A 20,511-nucleotide genomic window follows, 5' to 3' on the forward strand; every position below is an offset into this window, starting at 1 on the left:
CCCCTCAGATTTTTACGTTGACCCAAATATTCTTTTGCTTACTATTCGGTATGCTTGATTATGTCTAAAGAAAAGCATATCACTTTGTGATTATTTTATTGTTTATCAGTGTCTTGTGATTTGTATTTATTATTTTGCCTGAGAAAGTTTTTGATTTAGAAACTGCTAAGATGGAAAGAATAATATATTCCGTTCATAGTACTATGTCTGCAGAATGGGATTAAGTCAGAGTGGAGAAACTCTGATTATGATTTTAATTTGATTAGAATTTACGTTTTGTCGATGAAATTATTATTTTTGTTGTGTAATAGATGTATTAATTAATTGGGAAGATATTTATGCTTGCATATACTTATATTGAACATGGAAAGTTCCAACTATTGGAGAAGCCGAGACCGAAAATAAAGGATACACGGGATGCGATTGTACGTGTAACGCTTGGTAGTATTTGTACCAGCGATCTGCATATCAAACATGGCAGTGTGCTGCGTGCCGTACCTGGAGTTACGGTCGGTCATGAGATGGTAGGCGTTGTGGAAGAAGTCGGTTCCGGAGTTGTTTCGGTTAGGCCCGGAGATAGGGTGACAGTAAATGTTGAAACTTTTTGTGGAGAATGTTTTTTTTGCCGGCACGGATATGTTAATAACTGTACTGATTCCAATGGGGGATGGGCATTGGGATGCCGTATTGACGGTGGGCAGGCGGAATATATCAGGGTTCCATATGCCGATCAAGGTTTGAACCGTATACCTGATACCGTTAGTGATGAACAAGCGTTGTTCGTTGGTGATGTTCTTGCAACAGGCTTTTGGGCAGCTCGCATTTCGGAGATTTCTGAAGAGGATACAGTCCTTATCATTGGTGCCGGTCCTACTGGAATATGTACTTTGCTGTGTACGATGTTGAAGAAGCCACGACGTATCATTGTCTGTGAGAAGTCTTCCGAAAGAATCCAGTTTGTTCGTGAGCATTATCCTGATGTGCTGTTGACAAATCCGGAAAACTGCAAGGATTTTGTGCTAATCAATAGCGATCATGGCGGGGCGGATGTTGTGTTGGAAGTGGCAGGGGTAGAGGATACTTTCCGTCTGGCATGGGAATGTGCCCGTCCGAATGGTATTGTCACTATTGTAGCTCTTTATGATAAACCTCAGATTCTCCCCTTACCGGATATGTATGGTAAAAATCTGGTTTTTAAAACAGGTGGAGTAGATGGTTGTGACTGCGCTGAGATTCTTAGCCTGATTGAGGAGGGCAAGATAGATACCACTCCTTTGATTACGCATCGGTTTCCGTTAGACGAAATTGAGGAGGCCTACCGTATTTTTGAAAATAAGTTGGACGGAGTCATTAAAGTGGCGATAATAGGAAAATAGAAAAGATGAGAGAGATCGTAATAAATAATAAAGGATAGGGCCTGGTGACAAAAAGTGCCGGATTTTTTTGAGAAACGGACTCAAGGACCTATCTTTGCAATATAAAAGATGGGGTTAAAAATAGGTGTTTTAATATCAGAATAGAGAACTTTCTTTATAATGCAACCTGTCATTTCGGATGTAGATAATTGGTTGATAGATAGTGGAGAAAAAACAAAGAATATAACTCCCTAACTTTTACAATAAATATTGAAGATCAATAAATTAAGAAAATAGCACCCGATTTTGCACCTGAAAATGTAAAGTTGGGTCTTTTTGTTTTATGTAGGGTTTTATTTCGATTAAAGGTTATATAGCTCTTAAATTCTTTTTGCTTTATGACGAATGTTATAGATAAGATAACTTCTTTGTATCCAATTTCCGATGATACCATACGCACGTTGAAAGAGAGTGTGACTATTTGCCATTTTCCTAAAAAACATCTGTTGATAAAGGAAAATACGTTTTCCAGATCGGCTTATTTCATAGAAAAGGGAATAACCCGTTCTTTTTGGCTTGTAAATGGAGAGGAGATAACAACTTCCTTTTCATGGGAAGGAGGAATTGTCTTTAGCATGGATGAATTTTATTATAATAAATTGAGCGAAGAATTTGTAGAAACACTTGAAGAGGTTGTTGCGTATAAAATATCACTGTCTGATTTGAACAGGCTTTTTCAAACCAATATCGAATTGGCTAACTGGGGAAGAATTATTCATCAAGATGAATACAGGCGTTTGCACCGCTCTCATAAAGAACGACTTACGTTGCCGGCAAAAGAGAGATATGAAGAGTTTAAGCAGCAGTTTCCTCAGATATATCAGCGAGTGAATTTAGGATATATTGCCTCTTATTTGGGAATAACGCTTTCAACGCTCAGTCGCCTTAGAGCTCAAAATAATATTTAAACCGATGATATTTTGTCATAGGACAAATTTTAGAGTTTTTAAGTTGTGTAACTTTGCAGCACATTATTAGTTAACCGTTAAATTAGGAATCAATCATTTAATTTATAAATTTATCATGCAAAAAAAATCTTCTACTGCACTTTTAGACACAAAACCACATTATGATCTTCTTGACGGACTGAGAGGAGTTGCTGCTGTTCTGGTAGTATGGTATCATATATTTGAAGCTTTTGCAACAAGCCCTATCGATCAGCGATTTAATCATGGATATTTGGCGGTCGATTTCTTTTTTATTCTGTCGGGGTTTGTTATCGGTTATGCTTATGATGATCGTTGGAAAGTGATGAAAACAAAAGATTTTTTCAAACGCAGATTAATCCGTTTACATCCGATGGTTGTGTTGGGAGCAGTTTTAGGTGCTATTACATTTTATATACAAGGTTCAGAGAAATGGGATGGAACACCGGTTTCCATGTCCATGGTGATGCTTGCCATGCTTATGGGGCTTTTCTTGATTCCGGCTGTACCGGGAACAGGTCCTGAGGTGCGGGGAAATGGTGAGATGTATCCTCTGAATGGGCCCAGTTGGTCTTTGTTTTTCGAGTATATCGGAAATATACTATACGCCCTGTTTCTTCGTCGGTTGCCTACAAAGGTGCTTACGGTACTTGTCGGATTGGCGGGAATCGGATTGGCTTCATTTGCCATATTCAATTTTTCCGGTTATGGACATTTGGGTGTAGGATGGTCAATGGGAGATTATAATTTGATTGGAGGTTTCCTGCGCTTGTTGTTTTCCTTTTCTATCGGATTGTTGATGTCGCGCGTTTTCAAGCCGGTTAAGATAAAGGGGGCTTTTTGGATATGCAGTTTAGTACTTGCTGTTTTGTTTTCCATGCCTTATATTGGCGATGGTGAGTCCCCTTGGATGAATGGCGTCTATGATTCTGTATGTACCATCATTATTTTTCCACTACTTGTTTATCTGGGTGCTTCCGGAAAAACAACTGATAAGAAATCGGCCAAAATCTGTAAATTCTTAGGGGATATATCTTATCCGTTGTATATTGTACATTATCCTTTCATGTACCTGTTTTATGCTTGGGTATGGAGTAAGACGTTTACATTCTCTCAGGCTTGGCCGATGGCTTTACTTGTATTCTTCGGAAGTATCATATTGGCTTATCTTTGCTTAAAACTGTATGATGAGCCGATAAGGAAATGGCTGAGTAAGAAGTTTTTGGTTAAAAAGAACTGAGAAAGAACCGTTATGATTAGACGCGTAGAGCTGAAAGATACTGGAGACATTACGGAAATTTATAATGAATATGTTGTAAATAGTATAGTTACTTTTGAGACGGAAGCTGTATCCGAGGCGGAAATGTATGTTCGCATATCTGAAATATCGTCGTATTATCCGTATTTTGTTTACGAAGTGGATGGGAGAGTTGTAGGATATTGTTACGCACATGCTTGGAAAGAACGGGCCGCATATAAATATACTTTGGAAACGGCTGTTTATCTGTCTCCGGAATATTCCGGAAAGGGCATTGGCAAGCAGTTGATGCAACGGTTGATTGGAGAATGTCGTAAGGAAGGTTATCACGCATTGATTGCTTGTATCACAGCTGGAAACGAAATAAGTAATTCTTTGCATCTACAACTTGGATTTAAGCCGGTATCTCATTTTGAAAAAGTAGGCATGAAGTTTGGGCGTTGGCTGGATGTATTCGATTATGAATTATTATTGCTTTCCTGAAAAAATAATGAATCTATGATTTTGTAGTTGTTTAATTGATAACTATAATCTGGTGTGTATGTTTGCAGAATAAAATCTTTTTGTTTTTTAATTTCGGCTCTTAATATACTAATGTGTTATATATCAACTATATGATGCTTATTTTATGGGGATAGGAATACTGTTTCTTTCTTTTATATAAAAACAATATTAATGCTCTGTTAAATCGTATCTTTTGCCGGCAAAGAATAGTATTCTTTGTACACAAGAAATGCATTTCTTGCGAAGCTGGAAATAATACTTGGAAAAGACAATTAACAATGTTAAAATAGAAATTATTTAAAACCTGCTATTTGGAAGATGTTTTTATATAACTTTTCAGATGTCTTCTCATTTGCATAAAACGGACAAATCCTAAAATAAATATGAATATACCGCAAATGATACATACCCATGCAAGACCGTCGAGTCGCGAAATATTTTCAATCTGGAAAATTCCGATTCCGGCAGTAAGCAGATAAAGGGAAGTACGGATATAAGAGAATAATGTCCGTTCGTTGGCTAACTTTGTTCTTTCGAGTGCCAGATGGTCACGAAGGATCAGCTTCTCGTTATTTTCAAAGTCATCGGTAAATTTTAGCATAATATGGATGGGAATTTTGACTTTACTGATTTGATTATACTGTTCATTTTATTGCATTCTCAATGATTGCCGAATCTGTTTTCTTCTATCGCTTTTATTGCATCTTGTTCGTGTTCAATCAATGACAACAATTCTTTTTCAGAAAGATTCGATTTGGCAGGTAAGAATAGGGTATGAGGATAGTTGATAATTCTGTCATGCAATAATTTAGCTCTTCGGATATGGAAATCGGAAGTGATGACGATTAGCATATCCGGTAGTTCTTTTTCAATGATCTCTTTTGAAATTTTAAAATCTTCATAAGTATTGGTAGATAAGATAAAAGGTAAAAAATCTTCTTCTCTCACTCCTTTTTTAATGAGTGCTTGCTTGGCATAATAGGCATGGGGCCGATTGGTCGTATTGAAATGCTGCCCGTATCCGCCGGTACAGAGGAAAGTCATGTGTTCATTATTTGCATATAAATTGTATGCACAGTTGATACGGTCTTGTGCCATTTGGCTTAATCTGCCTTGCTCGTCATTCGGAGCTCCGAGTAGAAGAATTATATATTTCATAAAAGGTTTGTTTTCATTTGCCGTCAATGACAGTTTAAATAATACTTTAGCTATATGCAAAGATAGTTAATAAAATAGTCAAAAACGAATCTGAGAATTATATAATAATGTATATCGGTACTCTGAATGCTGAAAATGATTGCTTGTGAAAAAGGAGTTTAGAAAGAGAGGATGATTATTTTGCTTCTTTTTGTGCTTATTTGTCTAAAAATATTCTATTATTTAAGATAATATCTTACTTTTGTGAAATGAAATAATACTCTGTTAATATGAAAGCAAATTCTTTCCTTTTATTTTTCCTGTATTTACTTTTTACGGTATCTTGTACTGAAAATGAGGTAGAACCCAGTTTCTCTATTGGAACTACGGAAGATATAGAAATCGCTCCGGAAGCAGGGGGACAAACCCAAATCAGCTTTACGAGTTCTCGCGAATGGCAGGCAAGTACTACTGCCGATTGGATTACGATTTCTCCGATGTCCGGTAATGCCGGTGCAGTAAGTATTACGGTTACTGCTAATAGTTTGAATGATAATGACTATACTCGGACAGCAACATTGACATTGACTTCCGGAACGCTGAGGAAAAATATAACTCTGAAACAGGAACCGATTATTCAATTAGAAAAGACGGCTTATAGTGTAGCTGCTGCCGGTGAGGTGTTGGAGATCCGGTTCTCTACAAGTATTGCCCAAGATGAATTGTTGATAGGTGCTTCAAAAGGTGCCGATGAATGGTTGACCCAACAACCGGATACACGGGCTTCTTCTTATATACTTCGTCTGAAGGCTTTACCGAATGCGGAATCTGCATCCCGTACTGCTTATATTTATTTTGTACAGGAGATCGATGGAAAGCAGAAAATTTTGAGGACCGTTACTATTACCCAACAGGGCGTATCGGCAGGGGAGTCTACCGATTATTCAGAAGATAAAAAAGTGCGCGTATTACAGACAGCGAGTATCGGGAAAGGCATTCCTATTGTTATAGTGGGGGATGGGTTTATCGATAAAGAGATTGCTGACGGAACCTATGACCAAGTGATGGACAAGGCTTTTGAAAATCTTTTTACGGAAGAACCTATACAGTCTCTTCGTAATTATTTTAATGTATATGCAGTGACGGCTGTTTCTGCTAATAACACTTTTGGAGACGGATATAGTACTGCTTTTAGTTGCGAATTGGAAGGTGGAAACAGTACGGGGATTTCCGGAGATGATGCTGCTTGTATGGAATATGCCCGATGTGTGAAGAATATCGATTTGGGAGAGACGTTGGTAGTGGTGGTATTAAATACTCCGGCTTATGCCGGTACTACCTATTTCGGATATTCTGAGGTCGGTAGCCGGGATTTTGTAGAGTTTGCAATTGCTTATTGTCCGGTTATTTATAATCTGGAGAGTGAAACATTCAGACAAGTACTTGTGCATGAAGCGATAGGGCATGGCTTTGGAAAGTTGCTGGATGAGTATGCTTATGAAGAACAAGGAAGAATACCGGTTTCGGAAATTAATAATACGAGAACCTTGCAAAGCTTTGGATGGGCGCAGAATGTCGATTTTACTGCTGAATGGGATGAAGTGCTTTGGTCTGCGTTTTTGAATGATGAGCGGTATACTTCCGATAATTTGGGAGTATTTGAAGGTGCCTGTACTTATATAAAAGGGGCTTATCGTCCTTCAGAAGAGAGTATGATGAGAAGTAACATACTGGGATTTAATGCACCTTCGCGCAAAGCGCTATACGACAGGACGATGAAGACAGCTACCGGGGCATCTAAGAGTACGTATGAAGAATTTGTCGAGTTTGATTTAAGGAATGGAGGACGGACACGCAGTACTGCCGTATATGCTGAGCCTGGTAAACCGTTTGCTCATCCGCGTTTTGTAAATAAGGCGCTGATAAAGTAATTTCGATCATTATGGGAGGGATTTCCGGTAGTGTGTGATTTCCTCCCGTAAGACATCTCTTTTTTCATCAATAATTCAATCTTGATGGTAGAATTATTTTATGATGCTTTCCGTAGATAGGTGATTTCTTCATGAGTGAAGTTGTACCCACATAATTTTTTGATTCTCACTCAATATCAATGGTCATTATTCATTTGTAAGAGTATATATTCTTGTATTCTAAAAGTATATACTTCTACACTTCAAAAGTATATACTTTTAGTGCATAAAAGAGTATACTTTTGGAATCATATGTCTGCTTATGTCCGGAATGACCTTATACTTTAGGGGTAATATAACTGTCGTATTTCACCTATCTGTGATAATCATATTGTCTTGATCTACAAATTTAAGAATATTGTACTGATCAACTTTACATATTCGTAATAACAGATATGAATCTGTATATCTTTCGTGAAATAATTATGTTTTGAATGGATAATTGCTTTTTTTTGATAACTATACAGTTATTATACAGGATTAATCTATTTACTCTTTTTTTATTTTAGAATAAAAATGAATCTGTATACAAAATGCAGGAATCTCTAATATTTTGATCTTGTTAATATATAAAATTCGTTCGTTTTGCGAATATTATTATTAAATTTGCAAAAAAAAGACTTACTATTTCTGTTAGAAGGAGAATAATATTAGTGGGGTTATGTGTGTATGAAGTCGGTGAAGAAGATCGAATTTAGGATTTGTATAATAAGAATATGGTTAGTTCTGTTTTTGCTTTTGGGACAGAAAGTTTGGGCTGTGCCGTTAAGTGATATTTCGTTGAAGTTAATGTGTGATAGTCTTGCCGGGTTATTGGATTCCATTTCTTATTGTAATAACAATGGAGATTTGATGAGAGGAAGTACTTTCAATAAAGAGGCATGGGACTGTTATGAAAGTATTCCTGCAAAACAAAAGCAGAATAAAACAGTTAGAAATATCTATTATCAGTTACTCAGTACTTCGGCATGGAGTCAAGCGTTGACGAAGAATTACTCTCAGGCCGAGTATAATTATACAAGATTAGTGCAGGAATTGCCGGATAGCGCTTATCATAAGAGAGCTATGGCTTACATGGGGTTGTCTTCCACATACGGAATGCAAAAGATATATGATTTATCAGAAAAATACGCATTGTATTCCCTGCATGAAGCCGAACAGATTGATGATACTGAAGCCATGTTTCATGCTCAGTCCAATTTGGGGGATATTTATGTGGAAACTGAGCAATATGCAAAAGCATTGGAGAAATATCTGGAGACTCGAAGATTATCTGTTATTTTAGAGAAGCATGAAGCTATCTCTACCGGAAATCTTGCTCTTGCATATTATCATCTGGGAAAAAAAGGATTAGCCGAGCAATATTTTATTGAAAGCCTTGCGATGTCTAAAGAGGAGGCTCCAGTAGTGTATTCTATTATTCTGACCGGGTATTGTGAGTTCTTAATTGATAATAAAGAATATGAAAAGGCTCGTTCACTCGTCATGGAGGCTATTAAGAGTTCTAAATATACGCAATTGGATGAGTATAATGTTAAATTCTTACGGATTCTCTCTGAATTGGAAGAGAAAGAACACTTTTCAATAAAGGGTTGTCTTTGGATAGTAACTTTATTATTATTGGTTTTTGTTTTCTGCAAATGGAGATCGGCTGTTAAAAAGCAGAAAGAAGTAATACGAGGCGTTGGAACAGAAATGGAGGTGGAAACTCCTTTGAGTGACAGTGATTCCAATGGAGAGAATGGTGAATCTTTGTCCGAATCAGGTAATGGAAATGATATGTTGTTGAAAACGATGGCTTTGACTGAGATAATGCCCCAGTTCTGGAAAATCGTGACACGTATTAAAAGTATGGCTGGAAGCAAATCGGATGTATTGAAAGGGATAAAGGAAATTGAAGATATATTGGGGTTTCTGACCCCAGAGAAGTTGGGAAAAGATTTTGCATTTTATGTGGAACAAGAAGCGCAGGACTTTTATAATAAATTGAAGAAGAAACATCCTGATTTGAGTATATTGGACTTACGCTTGTGCATATTAATAAAATTAGGTTTGAATACAAAGGAAATAGCCAACTTAACCAATAAGTCGGTACGAGGGGTAGAAAGCGGAAAATTTCGTTTAAAGAAGAAGCTTGATTTAGATACTTCAAAGGATATTTATGATTATTTATTGGAGATAGAACAAAGTTGATGATGAATTTCAAGATGTTCTTTTATGGATTTGACAGGTAAATCGTATCTCTTTTAATGAATAAAAACACACTTCCGGAAAGAACGAATATATATCGGAACGAGAATATAACTTGATTTTTTTTGAATCTATATAATACTGTTTATTAAGTGATTATATCCCATGTGCGTAGTTTTGAAGTATATTCTATTATATTGAAAGTAGTTATAAATACAACAAAAATATTCTCGGGAAATCAGATGGGCTATATTTGCGTTCATTAACAGAAGAAGTCGTATAATTGACACTTTTTCTCTCTTTGAAAATGAACCAAAATAGTTAATATGAAAAAGAAACTACTGCTACTACTATGCTTTTGTTTGATGGGAGTTAATTTGATAGTGGCCCAAATTTCAAAAGTTACAGGTGTTATAACCTCAGCTGACGACGGTCAGCCCGTTATTGGTGCTTCCGTATTAATTAAGGATACGGGGATCGGTACAGTGACCGATATTGATGGTAAATTTGTTTTATCTAACATTCCGTCCAACGCAAAAAAAATCCAGATTTCATATGTGGGCATGAAACCACAGGAAGTGTCGATTAAGCCTAATTTGATAATAGTGCTTGAATCGGATAGTGAGATGATTGATGAAGTCGTGGTGACCGGTATGCAAAAAATGGACAAACGTCTTTTTACCGGTGCTTCAGATAAATTGTCGGGAGAAGCTACTAAGTTGGATGGTATCCCGGATATTAGCCGTGCTTTGGAAGGGCGTTCTGCCGGTGTTTCCGTACAGAATGTTTCCGGAACATTTGGTACTGCTCCCAAAATCCGTGTACGTGGAGCAACCTCTATTTATGGTAGCTCTAAGCCGTTGTGGGTAGTAGATGGAGTTATTATGGAGAATGTGACAGAAGTCAGCGCTGACGAACTTTCTTCCGGTGATGCGGAAACGTTGGTCAGTTCGGCTATTGCCGGTTTGAATGCCGATGATATTGAAAGTTTTCAGATATTGAAAGACGGTTCGGCTACTTCCATATATGGTGCCCGTGCAATGGCAGGTGTAATTGTGGTAACGACAAAGAAAGGTAAGTCCGGTATTAATAAGATCAGTTATACGGGAGAGTTTTCCATGCGTATGAAACCGAGTTACCGTAACTTCAATATTATGAACTCCCAAGAACAGATGGGAGTATATAAAGAAATGGAGGCCGGTGGTTATTTGAAATTTGCCGAATCTTATCGTGCGGCCAACAGTGGTGTTTATGGAAAAATGTATCATTTGATGAATACTTATGATCCGGTCACAGGACAATATATGCTTGCTAACAAGCCGGAAACAATGAACGCCTATCTGCGTGATGCCGAATACCGGAATACGGATTGGTTCGATCTTCTGTTTTCTAATAGTGTTTCTCAGAATCATGCAGTCAGCATGTCGACCGGTACTGATAAAGCTTCCTATTATACATCACTTAGTGTATTGAATGATCCGGGATGGTATTCTCAAAGTTCAGTTCAACGTTATACAGCCAACATGAATGCGCTATATAATATTTTTAAGAATTTCTCTTTGAATCTGATCGGTAATGTCTCTTATCGTAAACAAAAGGCTCCGGGAGCATTAGGCTCACAAACAGATCCTGTCAGTGGTGAGGTGAAACGTGATTTCGATATCAATCCGTATTCATTTGCTTTGAATACATCGCGTACATTGGATCCGGATGAATATTATGTACGCAATTATGCTCCATTCAATATTTTTCACGAATTGGAAAATAACTACATGGATTTGAATGTGGTTGATATGCGTTTTCAGGGTGAGGCGAGATGGAAAATTATTCCGAAAGTAGAAGTGTCGGCTTTGGGAGCTTACAAGTATTCTACCACAACCCAGACTCATTCGATAACGGATCATTCCAATCAGGCTTGGGCATTTCGTGCTATGGACGATGCGACTATGCGTAACGCAAATCCGTGGTTGTATACGGACCCGGATAATACAAATTCATTGCCGGTAAGTGTACTTCCTGTGGGAGGTTTTTATCGTGAAACGAAATACGGCATGAGTAGTTATGATTTTCGTGCTACTATGACTTACAATGATGTATACAAAGATGATCATATTTTGAATGTATTCGGTGGTATGGAATTGAATGGTACCGATCGTAGTAGGAGTTGGTTTAATGGTGTCGGTATGCAGTACGACATGGGAATGCTCTCTAATTATGATTATCGTTATTTTAAACAAGGAAATGAGGAAAATACCGCTTATTATACTGTGAGTCGTACGAAATCCCGTGAAGTATCATTTTTCGGTACAGCTACTTATTCATATCAAGGAAAATACACAATAAATGGAACGATGCGTTATGAAGGTTCTAATAAATTGGGAAGAAGCCGTTCAGCGCGTTGGTTACCTACATGGAACGTTTCGGGGGCATGGAATATGCATGAAGAAAGTTTTTTTGAATCATTACGCCCATCTCTCTCTAACTTTACACTGAAAGCGTCTTACTCTTTGACTGCTGACCGTGGCCCCGCTAACGTAACGAATTCTTTGGCTGTCATTATGGGGTATAATCCTTGGCGACCTTTATCGAGTGTCAATGAATCCGGATTGCAGATTACCGATTTGGAGAACAGTGAGTTGACCTATGAGAAGAAACATGAGTTGAATATTGGCGCAGAAGTGGGATTTTTGGAGAATCGGATTAATCTGGCGGTCGATTGGTATAAACGTAATAACTATGATTTGATCGGTTTAATAAATACCATGGGTGTAGGTGGCCAGGTTTCAAAATTAGCCAATGTAGCGAGTATGGAATCCCATGGAGTGGAATTTACTTTATCCACTCGTAATATAAGTACAAAGAATTTTAAATGGACTACGGACTTTATTTTTTCCAATGCAAAAAATAAAGTGACAGAATTGAAGTCGGATGCGAATGTCATGTCTATGATTTCGGGTAGTGGCTTTGCGTTGGAAGGGAATCCGGTACGTTCGTTATACTCTTTGAACTTCCAAGGGCTGAATAAAGAAGGTTTGCCGACTTTTATCAATGAGAAAGGTGAATTGACGGTAACGGATATTAATTTTCAAGAGCGTGAGAATAAGTCACATTTGGTATATGAAGGTTCAACGGATCCTACCATTACGGGTAGTTTTGGTAATATATTCTCTTACAAAGGCTTTAAATTGAATGTGTTCATGACTTATTCATTCGGTAATGTGATTCGTTTGGATCCGGTATTCCATAATGCTTATTCAGATTTGGATGCTACGCCAAGGGAGTTTAAAAATCGTTGGACGGTGGCTGGTGACGAAAAAATAACCACTGTTCCGGTCATTGCAGATTTGCGTCAGAACACGATGAATTCATATTTGAATAAGGCTTATAATGCCTATAATTATTCTACAGAACGTATTGCTAAGGGAGATTTTATTCGTATGAAAGAGATTTCGGTAACTTATGAATTTCCCAAGACAATGGTTTCCAAGTTGAGTTTGAGCAATTTGTCATTGAAGATACAGGGTACGAATTTATTCTTGCTGTATGCCGATAAGAAATTGAACGGGCAAGATCCTGAATTTTTCAATTCTGGAGGTGTAGCAGTTCCTGTTCCTAAACAATTTACATTGACATTGAGATTAGGTATTTAATAGATTGAAGATAATTATGAAAAGAAATATATTATATATAGCGTTGAGTGGAGTTTTGGCATTGGCTTCCTGTAGTGATTTTCTCGATACTCTTCCGGACAATCGTACCGAAATAGACTCGGCAGACAAAATGGCCAAGTTGCTTGTTTCTGCTTATCCTACTACTACTTATATTATGTTGACGGAAATGTCATCGGATAATGCAATGGATAATGGTATCAGTTATGATTTGATAGGGCAGGAGCAAGAAGAAGCTTATCTGTGGAAAGATATAACCATTGAATCGAATGATTCTCCAAAAATGCTGTGGGATGCTCATTATAATGCCATAGCTGCTGCTAATCAGGTGCTTCAGAAAATAGAAGAAGCAGGGAATCCGGTTCATATGAATGCATATAAAGGAGAGGCATTGCTGTGTCGTGCCTATTCTCATTTCATTTTGGCAAATCTTTTCTGTGTGCATTATAATTCTGCTACCGCTTCTGCGGAGTTGGGTATTCCGTATGCTGTGAAACCGGAAACGGAAGTAAGACCATACTATGAGAGAGGTACGTTGGCTGAGACATATAAGCATATTCAGGAAGATTTGGAGGCGGGGTTGCCATTGATAAATGATGATCTGTATTCGGTTCCCAAATATCATTTCAACATAAAAGCTGCCTATGCATTTGCGGCCCGTTTTTATTTGTTTACCCAGCAATGGGATAAAGTGATTACTGCTGCCGACCGGGTACTCGGCAGTGTACCCAGCAAGGTGTTGCGTGATTGGAGCGCTATCACTAAATCGGCTTCAAAGGATGTGGCTAATGTATACAATGATCCGAAATTGGCTTGTAATTTGATGTTTTTACCTTCTTATTCGAACACTGGTTATGTATTGGGTTCTTACACATTGGGTGAACGTTACGGGCACGGTAATGATATTTTTACAAACGAAACTGTGGCAGCTTATTATAGTGATAATACCTGTCCTTGGGGCAAGTTGGCTATGCTAAATCAGATCAGTGCATTGGAAACCAAGAATAATTTCTTTAAGACTCAGATATATTTTGAATATATCGATAAAGAGAGCGGTGTCGGTTATGTACATTATTTAGATATACCTTTCAGAACAGACGAAACTCTTCTTTGTCGTGCAGAGGCCTATACGGTATTGGGTGGAGAAGAAAATGAGAATAAGGCGTTGGCTGATATCAATATGTGGATTAAGTCGCACAGTACGACTAAAACCTCTACCACTCTACGGGAAATCAACCGTTTCTATGATGGTATAGGTTACGCTTCTGCAGAGAATACTGAGCTACGCAGTATCAAAAAGCGTTTGAATCCTATTGGTTTTGCGATAGAAGAGGGTTCACAGCAAGAAAATATGCTTCAATTGATTCTTCATTTGCGTCGTATCGAATTGCTTCACGATGGTATGCGTTGGTTTGATTTGAAACGTTATGGTATTGAGTTTGCTCATAATCGTGACGGAAATTCGGATATCGTATTGAAGAAAGATGATCCGCGCCGCGCTTTCCAGTTGCCTCAGGATGTTATAAGTGCAGGTCTGCAAGCTAATCCAAGATAAAAAATAAAAAAGGAAAGAACTATGAAATATAATAAGTGGATATTTATTGTAACAGTAATGGCGGGAGTATTTCTTACTTCCTGCAATGAAGATGCATTGAGTGATAACAGCATTTTCGATACGGAAACTCCCGAAAGAAATGAATTTGATAATTGGCTTCTGACGGAATATGTAGATCCGTATAACATTAATTTTAAATATAGATTTGAGGATAAGGAATCCGACCAACAATATAATCTGGTACCGGCGGAGTATGGCAAGTCTGTGGCATTGGCCAAATTGGTAAAGTTTCTTTGGTTGCAATCTTATGAAGAATTGATGGACGACAACGGAGAATTTATTAAAACATATTGTCCGAAAATCATCACTTTGATTGGGTCGAAAGCCTATAATCCGGATTCTCATTCGGTTGTATTGGGAACCGCCGAAGGTGGGTTGAAAGTTGTATTATACAATGTAAATGAGTTGGATACGGAAAATCCGGATGTGGAAATACTGAATGAATGGTATTTTAAAACGATGCATCATGAATTTGCCCATATTTTGCATCAGACCAAGGATTATCCGATAGAATATAATGAAATTACAGTCGGAAAGTATACAGGTCCCAGTTGGACAAACTTGACTGAAGAAGAAGCTTTGGAGTTGGGTTTTATATCTAATTATGCCAGTACGGAACCTCAGGAAGACTTTGTAGAAATGATTGCCAATTATGTGACCCACAATGCACAATGGTGGAGAGAAAGAATGGACATGGCTGGTGATGGGAAAGAGGCCTTACAGCAAAAACTGGAGTTGGTGAAGGAGTATTTAGACCTTTCCTGGAACATCAGTCTGGACGAACTTCGTACTATTGTTCAGCGCCGTTCGGCCGAGATATCTTCCCTTGATTTAAGTAGTTTAAAATAAGATACGAATTATGAAAAGAATAAATTATATATTGTCTTTTTTTATTGCGTTCACTTTGATCGCTTGTTCGCCGGAGGAAAAGGATTTGTTTGACGACTCATCAGCCAATCGTATAGAAGCTTCTTTGGCACAGGTGAATGAGGTACTTTTAAGTGCAAAAAACGGATGGTTGATGAAATATTATCCTAATGCAAATCAAAAGTATGGGGGGTATAACTTGTTCCTGTATTTTTCTGCAGATGGAAAGGTGACGGCAGCCAGTGACGTAGCCGGGGTCGGTGAGAGAATGACAAGTTTATACTCATTGAAACAGTCGGCCGGTGCGGTATTGTCGTTTGATACTTATAATTCCATCATTCACTTTTTTGCCTCACCTGATAGTGGTGTGGGGAGTATAGGAACCGGTATGGAAGGTGACTACGACTTTACGGTTATGGAAGAATGTACTCCGGAAAAAGTTGTATTGAAAGGAACGAAATCCGGTTCATTGGCAGTTATGACTCCGGTAGCCGATGGAGTTGATTGGGATGAATATATAGAGAAGATTTTCAAGATGAATGATATCATGCAAGAATATCCTGCATTCATTTTTGAAGACGGTAGTTATTCACAGGATCTTACTGTTTCTTGGAACCGTTTGGTAATCACCCAAAAAGAGGATGATAATGTTGTATATACATATGCTCCCTTCGTGTTGACATCGGATGGGCTTGAATTTTATCAACCCTTTACGCTGAATGGTAAAACGTTTACTTCATTGGTTTATAAAGATGAGGGGGAAGATAGTTATCTGTATTCACCGGAATATCCGTCTGTACATTTTATACCGGATTATCCGTTGAACGCCATGTTTGTGAATAATGTATGGTATCTTTCATTTAGCGGTCTTGGTCCTGTCGGACAAGGGTTTTGGCAGGAAATTATAGATGCAAACAGTCCGGTCGGAGCTGAAAAGGTACAATATGTAGGATTTGAACCCTATGGGGAAGGCGTTTTAGATTATGTATGGTATACGAATGAGTCTGGATTTGGTTTTTCGGATGCACTGATGTACTATGAATTATCCGGTAAGGATAAAGTAATTATGGAGTACAGTGGATATATGGGTGGGGAGTATAAGAATTTTATTCCGGATGGTTATGCTACGTGGTGGAGTATCATGCTTTTCATGTCGAGAAAACAGACTTATACGATTACTGCGGTTGATGATCCGAGACGTCCGACTAAGATTAAGTTGACACAGGATGATCGTCCTACAAATACAATTATCCTATCCAAGGAACCGATACAGTATCCATTTATTAACTAACTATTTTATATATAATCTTCTGTCTCTACGATCGTAGTGGGGACAGAAGTATAAACTATTTTTCAGTATTAATTTATAAAACGAGGTATTATGAGGAAAACAGTACTACTATTGGGAATGGCATTGATAGCAAGCAGTGCTATGATGGGACAGGTTGTAAACCGGAATATGGCAGCGGCAATAACAAGTGAAAATGCTGAACTTGTTTTAGATTCTGTTGTGACAAAAACAAGGGAAGGCAAACCGAGTGCGAAAGTTGTGTACGGATACGATTCGGAAAAGCGCAAAGCATATGAAGTGTCTATCAGTTATAGTGAGTGGTCTACTCCGGCTTATGCACCTGCATATGGAGATTCGATTGAATATACGTATGACCAAGCAGGTCTTTTGTTAAAAGAGTCTACTTATCGTAATAATTCTTACGGTGGTACACCCGAATATCAATTGAACAGTTATATAGATTATGAATATAATGCGAAGGGGCAGTTGATAAAATCAACGACCTATCGGTATAATGACAATATTGAAGCTTTTGTAGATAATTCTATTAATGACTATGAATATCTGGAGGATGGGTCACTGAAAACGAAGATTGAATCGGCTCGTCCAGCCGGTGCTCCGTGGGAAACAGGGATTAAACCTATGGAAAAGAGTTCAAAAACAGAATATATGGAATTTGCCGGCATTGATTTGCCTAAAAAGGCAGAAAATTATTTTTATACAGCAGGAACAGACGGCGAAGAAGGTACTTGGAGGTTAAGTAATTATTCGGTACTCACTTATAATGATAAAAACCTGTTGGCAAAGAGAGAATTCTATAATCAGGATTACCAATCTGGAGATTGGAAATTATATTCGTGGGAATCGTATATTTATAATGATAATGGCCAGGTAACATATAAAGAATCTGCCGGACAAGATTACTCTACAGGTACAATAGAGGTAAATGCAAAAGTGACATATACTTACGATGCAAATAATAATCTGGAAAAAATAACAGGAGAAACCTATCAGTCGTATAAAAATGATTGGGTGCCTAACAACCCTATTACTTATTTTTACAGTCCTTTTGTTCCTACTTCTATACATAACACGGAAACATCACAAAAGACAGATGTATATTATAATATTTCTGCAAAAGAGATATGTGTACAAACGGAAGGTCTTATCAGTGCTGTTTTCATTCATTCTATTGCCGGTTTAGAGTTGATACGTGTGTCAGGATTGAATTCTAATCAGTATGCTTTGAATACAAGTAATTGGGAAGCCGGGTTGTATATTGTTACATTGATTCTTGATGGTAAGATTTATAATGAAAAAATATATATCTATGAATAAATTCTTCTCATATATATTCGCATGTGTAGCCTTGGCAAGTTTCTCGCTTGCCGAGGCTATTGCTGCTCCGACAGATGGAGGGACAAAGCCTTTGGCAGAAATCGGTTCTCATTGGAATTACTGGATTGCCAGAGAATATAGTTATGGATTCCGTAAATACAAAGTAACAGCACATGAACTTATAAAGGCTGCTGTGGATCGTAATGGAAACGGTCAGAAAGATGCCGACGAAGTTGAAGAGGAAATATTGGCGGCAAAAATAGAACTCTGGCGGTATGAAACAGGGCATAATATGTCGGAACAAGGAAAGGCAGTCAAAGAGAGTGGTACGTTTTATGCTTTTAGGGAAGGAAACAAATCATATATTCTTCGCGACGTGGATTTCACTGTTGGAGATATGCCTAAGAAATTCTGGTTTAAATGGATCGATATGGATGCAAAACCGGGAGATGCTTGGGTTATTACCCAGTTCGGGCAAGATGGTAATACGATTTACGACTGGGTGGAGGTCAGCTATAAGAAAGAATTGGATATTGATGGCAGAAAAGTTCCGGTCATTAAGTTTGCTCCGACTTGTTATAGCCGTTACACCAAGCCGGAAGATTTTACTGCCCGTATTACACTGAATGGCTTTTTCAATATCGACTTTTGGGAGGTGTCTGGTAGCGGTGCTCCTACTCCTGCGGCCAATGGAGTGGTATACGCTCCGCAAATGTATGAAATGTCTGCCGGAATGTTGTGTGCCCAAGTGAATGGTATGTCATTGGTTACTCCCAATTTGGAGGAATATATGAAGAATAATAACCCTTCTATTTATGAAGATTACGATGATGGTTACTGTGAGTTACTGCAGGCTCCGGAACCTTCTGTTGCCAGAAATATGAATATGGCAAGTCCGGTTCATATGTCAGACAGTGCGGCGTTTACCGTATCGCCTAAAACCAGAGTAATGTCTCAGCCCATTGCGTCATTAAGTGAGAATGAAGTAATCAAATTGCCGGTAGTAGTGCACGTTGTATACAATCCGAATACTCCGTCAAAGTCTATTACGGAAGCGCAAGCACAAAAAATGATTGATGAGTTGAATAAAGCGTATGGCTCGACTAATGATGCGAGTGTGCGTGAGCAATTTAAAGGTGTAATAGGTAACCCGCATATCCAGTTTGAATTGGCAAAAGTCGATCCGTCGGGGAATGCGACTACCGGGGTGGTTTTCTATCAGACAAAAGAAAATGCTTACCTGTTGGAGGGAACGACGATTTGGGAGAAATATGCTTATAAGTTTAATGATGACTTGTCTCCCCGTAATTGGGATCACAAACGCTATATCAATATTTATGTCGTTGACTTGGGAGGTTGGAATGAACTGAGCACGGTAGGGGGATTTGTTACTAACCCTGAGTCCGGTTCGGCATATCAGGATTATCTGAATTGGGTAGAAAAACAGGATATGACGTTCTGGCAGAACTGGCTTGACTCAGAGGAAGGTTCTATGTTGGATGGTCTGACGGTGGATGTTTATTATACTTTTGGAGGTAAAAATGAAATAAATGATAGAGCGACTTTCAAGACAGCCATTCATGAGTTAGGACACTATTTCGGATTACGTCATCCCAATATTGTCCTTGTAGAAAAAAATGGCATTTACGTTCCGATGGATGATGGATTTGAGGATACTCCATATACTCAGTTTACACAGTATGCTGTGCTTGGTTGTGAAGAACCGGTTTACCAATGCGGACATCTGGTACAGACAGAGAATTATATGGATTATGCTTTGGACTGCGCTTGCATGTTTACAAAAGAACAAGCTGCGTTTATGCGGAAATTTGTACAGGAAACTCGTCCTAATTTAAATTCTACTACAGGGCTGGCTGCTGCTACACAAAATGAAATTAAGGTTTCTCCTACAGTGGCTCGTAAAGAAGTTTTCATAGAAGGAAATTTCACATCAGCACATTTGTTTAATCTGGAAGGGGTTGAAGTCGTCTCGATAGAGGATAATCAGCGAGCTGTTCCGGTTGAGGGTTTAACGCCGGGTATGTATATCTTGCAAGTGCATACAGTTTCAAAAGAAATTTGCAAATTTAAGATTATCGTACTTGGGAATTAATTGAGTTGTCCTTAGCAATTAATTGAATTTTCTTTTAGGTACAACATGGTTTATATTCCTTATTTTAGTTTCGTCGGCAAGAGAAATATAATCTTTCTGCTGATAGAGAATTAAAATAAGGAGTATTTTATTGCGAATCTCAAAAATAACCATTACTTTTGCCGCCCGATAACCATAAGGAGAGGTGCTCGAGTGGTTGAAGAGGCACGCCTGGAAAGC

At 38.2% G+C, this 20,511-nt stretch carries 15 protein-coding genes; 12 read left to right on the forward strand and 3 right to left on the reverse strand.

Going from position 1 to position 20,511, the window contains the following annotated elements; genetic code table 11:
- The first annotated feature begins 338 nt into the window (after positions 1–338).
- From QVP90_RS03705 to QVP90_RS03720, 4 genes are all read left to right on the forward strand, one after another.
- Entirely contained in the window at positions 339–1,376 is a 1,038-nt protein-coding gene (locus QVP90_RS03705; protein WP_007480253.1) for an alcohol dehydrogenase, read from the forward strand.
- A gap of 377 nt (positions 1,377–1,753) precedes the next feature.
- Positions 1,754–2,323 (forward strand): Crp/Fnr family transcriptional regulator, encoded by a 570-nt coding sequence (locus QVP90_RS03710; RefSeq protein WP_021935688.1) that lies wholly within the window; start codon positions 1,754–1,756, stop codon positions 2,321–2,323.
- A gap of 115 nt (positions 2,324–2,438) precedes the next feature.
- Positions 2,439–3,581 (forward strand): acyltransferase family protein, encoded by a 1,143-nt coding sequence (locus QVP90_RS03715; protein ID WP_021935689.1) that lies wholly within the window; start codon positions 2,439–2,441, stop codon positions 3,579–3,581.
- Positions 3,582–3,593: 12 nt separating this feature from the next.
- Positions 3,594–4,082, forward strand: coding sequence for a GNAT family N-acetyltransferase (locus QVP90_RS03720; protein WP_021935690.1), 489 nt, complete (start codon positions 3,594–3,596; stop codon positions 4,080–4,082).
- Positions 4,083–4,410: 328 nt separating this feature from the next.
- On the opposite strand, the gene QVP90_RS03725 is transcribed toward QVP90_RS03720, so the two are convergent.
- Together QVP90_RS03725 and QVP90_RS03730 are read right to left on the reverse strand one after the other, a co-directional pair.
- Positions 4,411–4,704 (reverse strand): DUF202 domain-containing protein, encoded by a 294-nt coding sequence (locus QVP90_RS03725; protein ID WP_005924121.1) that lies wholly within the window; start codon positions 4,702–4,704, stop codon positions 4,411–4,413.
- Between the two features lie 59 nt (positions 4,705–4,763).
- Positions 4,764–5,261: a YdcF family protein gene (locus QVP90_RS03730; protein WP_224205789.1), complete on the reverse strand. Its 498-nt coding sequence runs from the start codon at positions 5,259–5,261 to the stop codon at positions 4,764–4,766.
- A gap of 269 nt (positions 5,262–5,530) precedes the next feature.
- Here QVP90_RS03730 and QVP90_RS03735 point away from each other — a divergent pair, with 269 nt between their 5' ends.
- From QVP90_RS03735 to QVP90_RS03770, 8 genes are all read left to right on the forward strand, one after another.
- On the forward strand, positions 5,531–7,171 hold the full coding sequence (locus tag QVP90_RS03735; RefSeq protein WP_021935692.1) for a BACON domain-containing protein: 1,641 nt from the start codon (positions 5,531–5,533) through the stop codon (positions 7,169–7,171).
- An 891-nt stretch (positions 7,172–8,062) separates the two neighbouring features.
- Positions 8,063–9,403 carry a tetratricopeptide repeat protein gene (locus tag QVP90_RS03740; RefSeq protein WP_288203942.1) on the forward strand — a complete coding sequence of 447 codons (1,341 nt, stop codon included), beginning with the start codon at positions 8,063–8,065 and terminating at the stop codon, positions 9,401–9,403.
- 323 nt (positions 9,404–9,726) lie between these two features.
- A complete protein-coding gene (locus QVP90_RS03745; protein WP_021935694.1) occupies positions 9,727–13,050 on the forward strand; it encodes a SusC/RagA family TonB-linked outer membrane protein in 3,324 nt (1,107 codons plus the stop codon).
- Positions 13,051–13,066: 16 nt separating this feature from the next.
- Positions 13,067–14,623 carry a RagB/SusD family nutrient uptake outer membrane protein gene (locus QVP90_RS03750; protein ID WP_005924109.1) on the forward strand — a complete coding sequence of 519 codons (1,557 nt, stop codon included), beginning with the start codon at positions 13,067–13,069 and terminating at the stop codon, positions 14,621–14,623.
- A 21-nt stretch (positions 14,624–14,644) separates the two neighbouring features.
- Positions 14,645–15,532, forward strand: a complete 888-nt coding sequence (locus QVP90_RS03755) for a zinc-binding metallopeptidase (protein ID WP_005924107.1) — start codon at positions 14,645–14,647, stop codon at positions 15,530–15,532.
- Between the two features lie 10 nt (positions 15,533–15,542).
- Positions 15,543–16,841, forward strand: a complete 1,299-nt coding sequence (locus QVP90_RS03760; protein ID WP_005924105.1) for a DUF4302 domain-containing protein — start codon at positions 15,543–15,545, stop codon at positions 16,839–16,841.
- A gap of 90 nt (positions 16,842–16,931) precedes the next feature.
- Positions 16,932–18,179 carry a hypothetical protein gene (locus tag QVP90_RS03765; RefSeq protein WP_021935695.1) on the forward strand — a complete coding sequence of 416 codons (1,248 nt, stop codon included), beginning with the start codon at positions 16,932–16,934 and terminating at the stop codon, positions 18,177–18,179.
- The gene (locus QVP90_RS03770; RefSeq protein ID WP_021935696.1) at positions 18,172–20,292 is read left to right on the forward strand and encodes a M43 family zinc metalloprotease; all 2,121 of its coding nucleotides are present in this window, start codon (positions 18,172–18,174) and stop codon (positions 20,290–20,292) included. Before QVP90_RS03765 ends, QVP90_RS03770 begins: the two co-directional genes overlap by 8 nt.
- 18 nt (positions 20,293–20,310) lie before the next feature.
- On the opposite strand, the gene QVP90_RS03775 is transcribed toward QVP90_RS03770, so the two are convergent.
- A partial coding sequence (locus QVP90_RS03775) for a hypothetical protein (RefSeq protein ID WP_288203943.1) occupies positions 20,311–20,511 on the reverse strand: 201 nt, incomplete at its 5' end.

The organism is Bacteroides sp. CAG:189 (assembly GCF_000432295.1).
Classification (GTDB): Bacteria; Bacteroidota; Bacteroidia; order Bacteroidales; family Bacteroidaceae; genus Bacteroides; species Bacteroides salyersiae.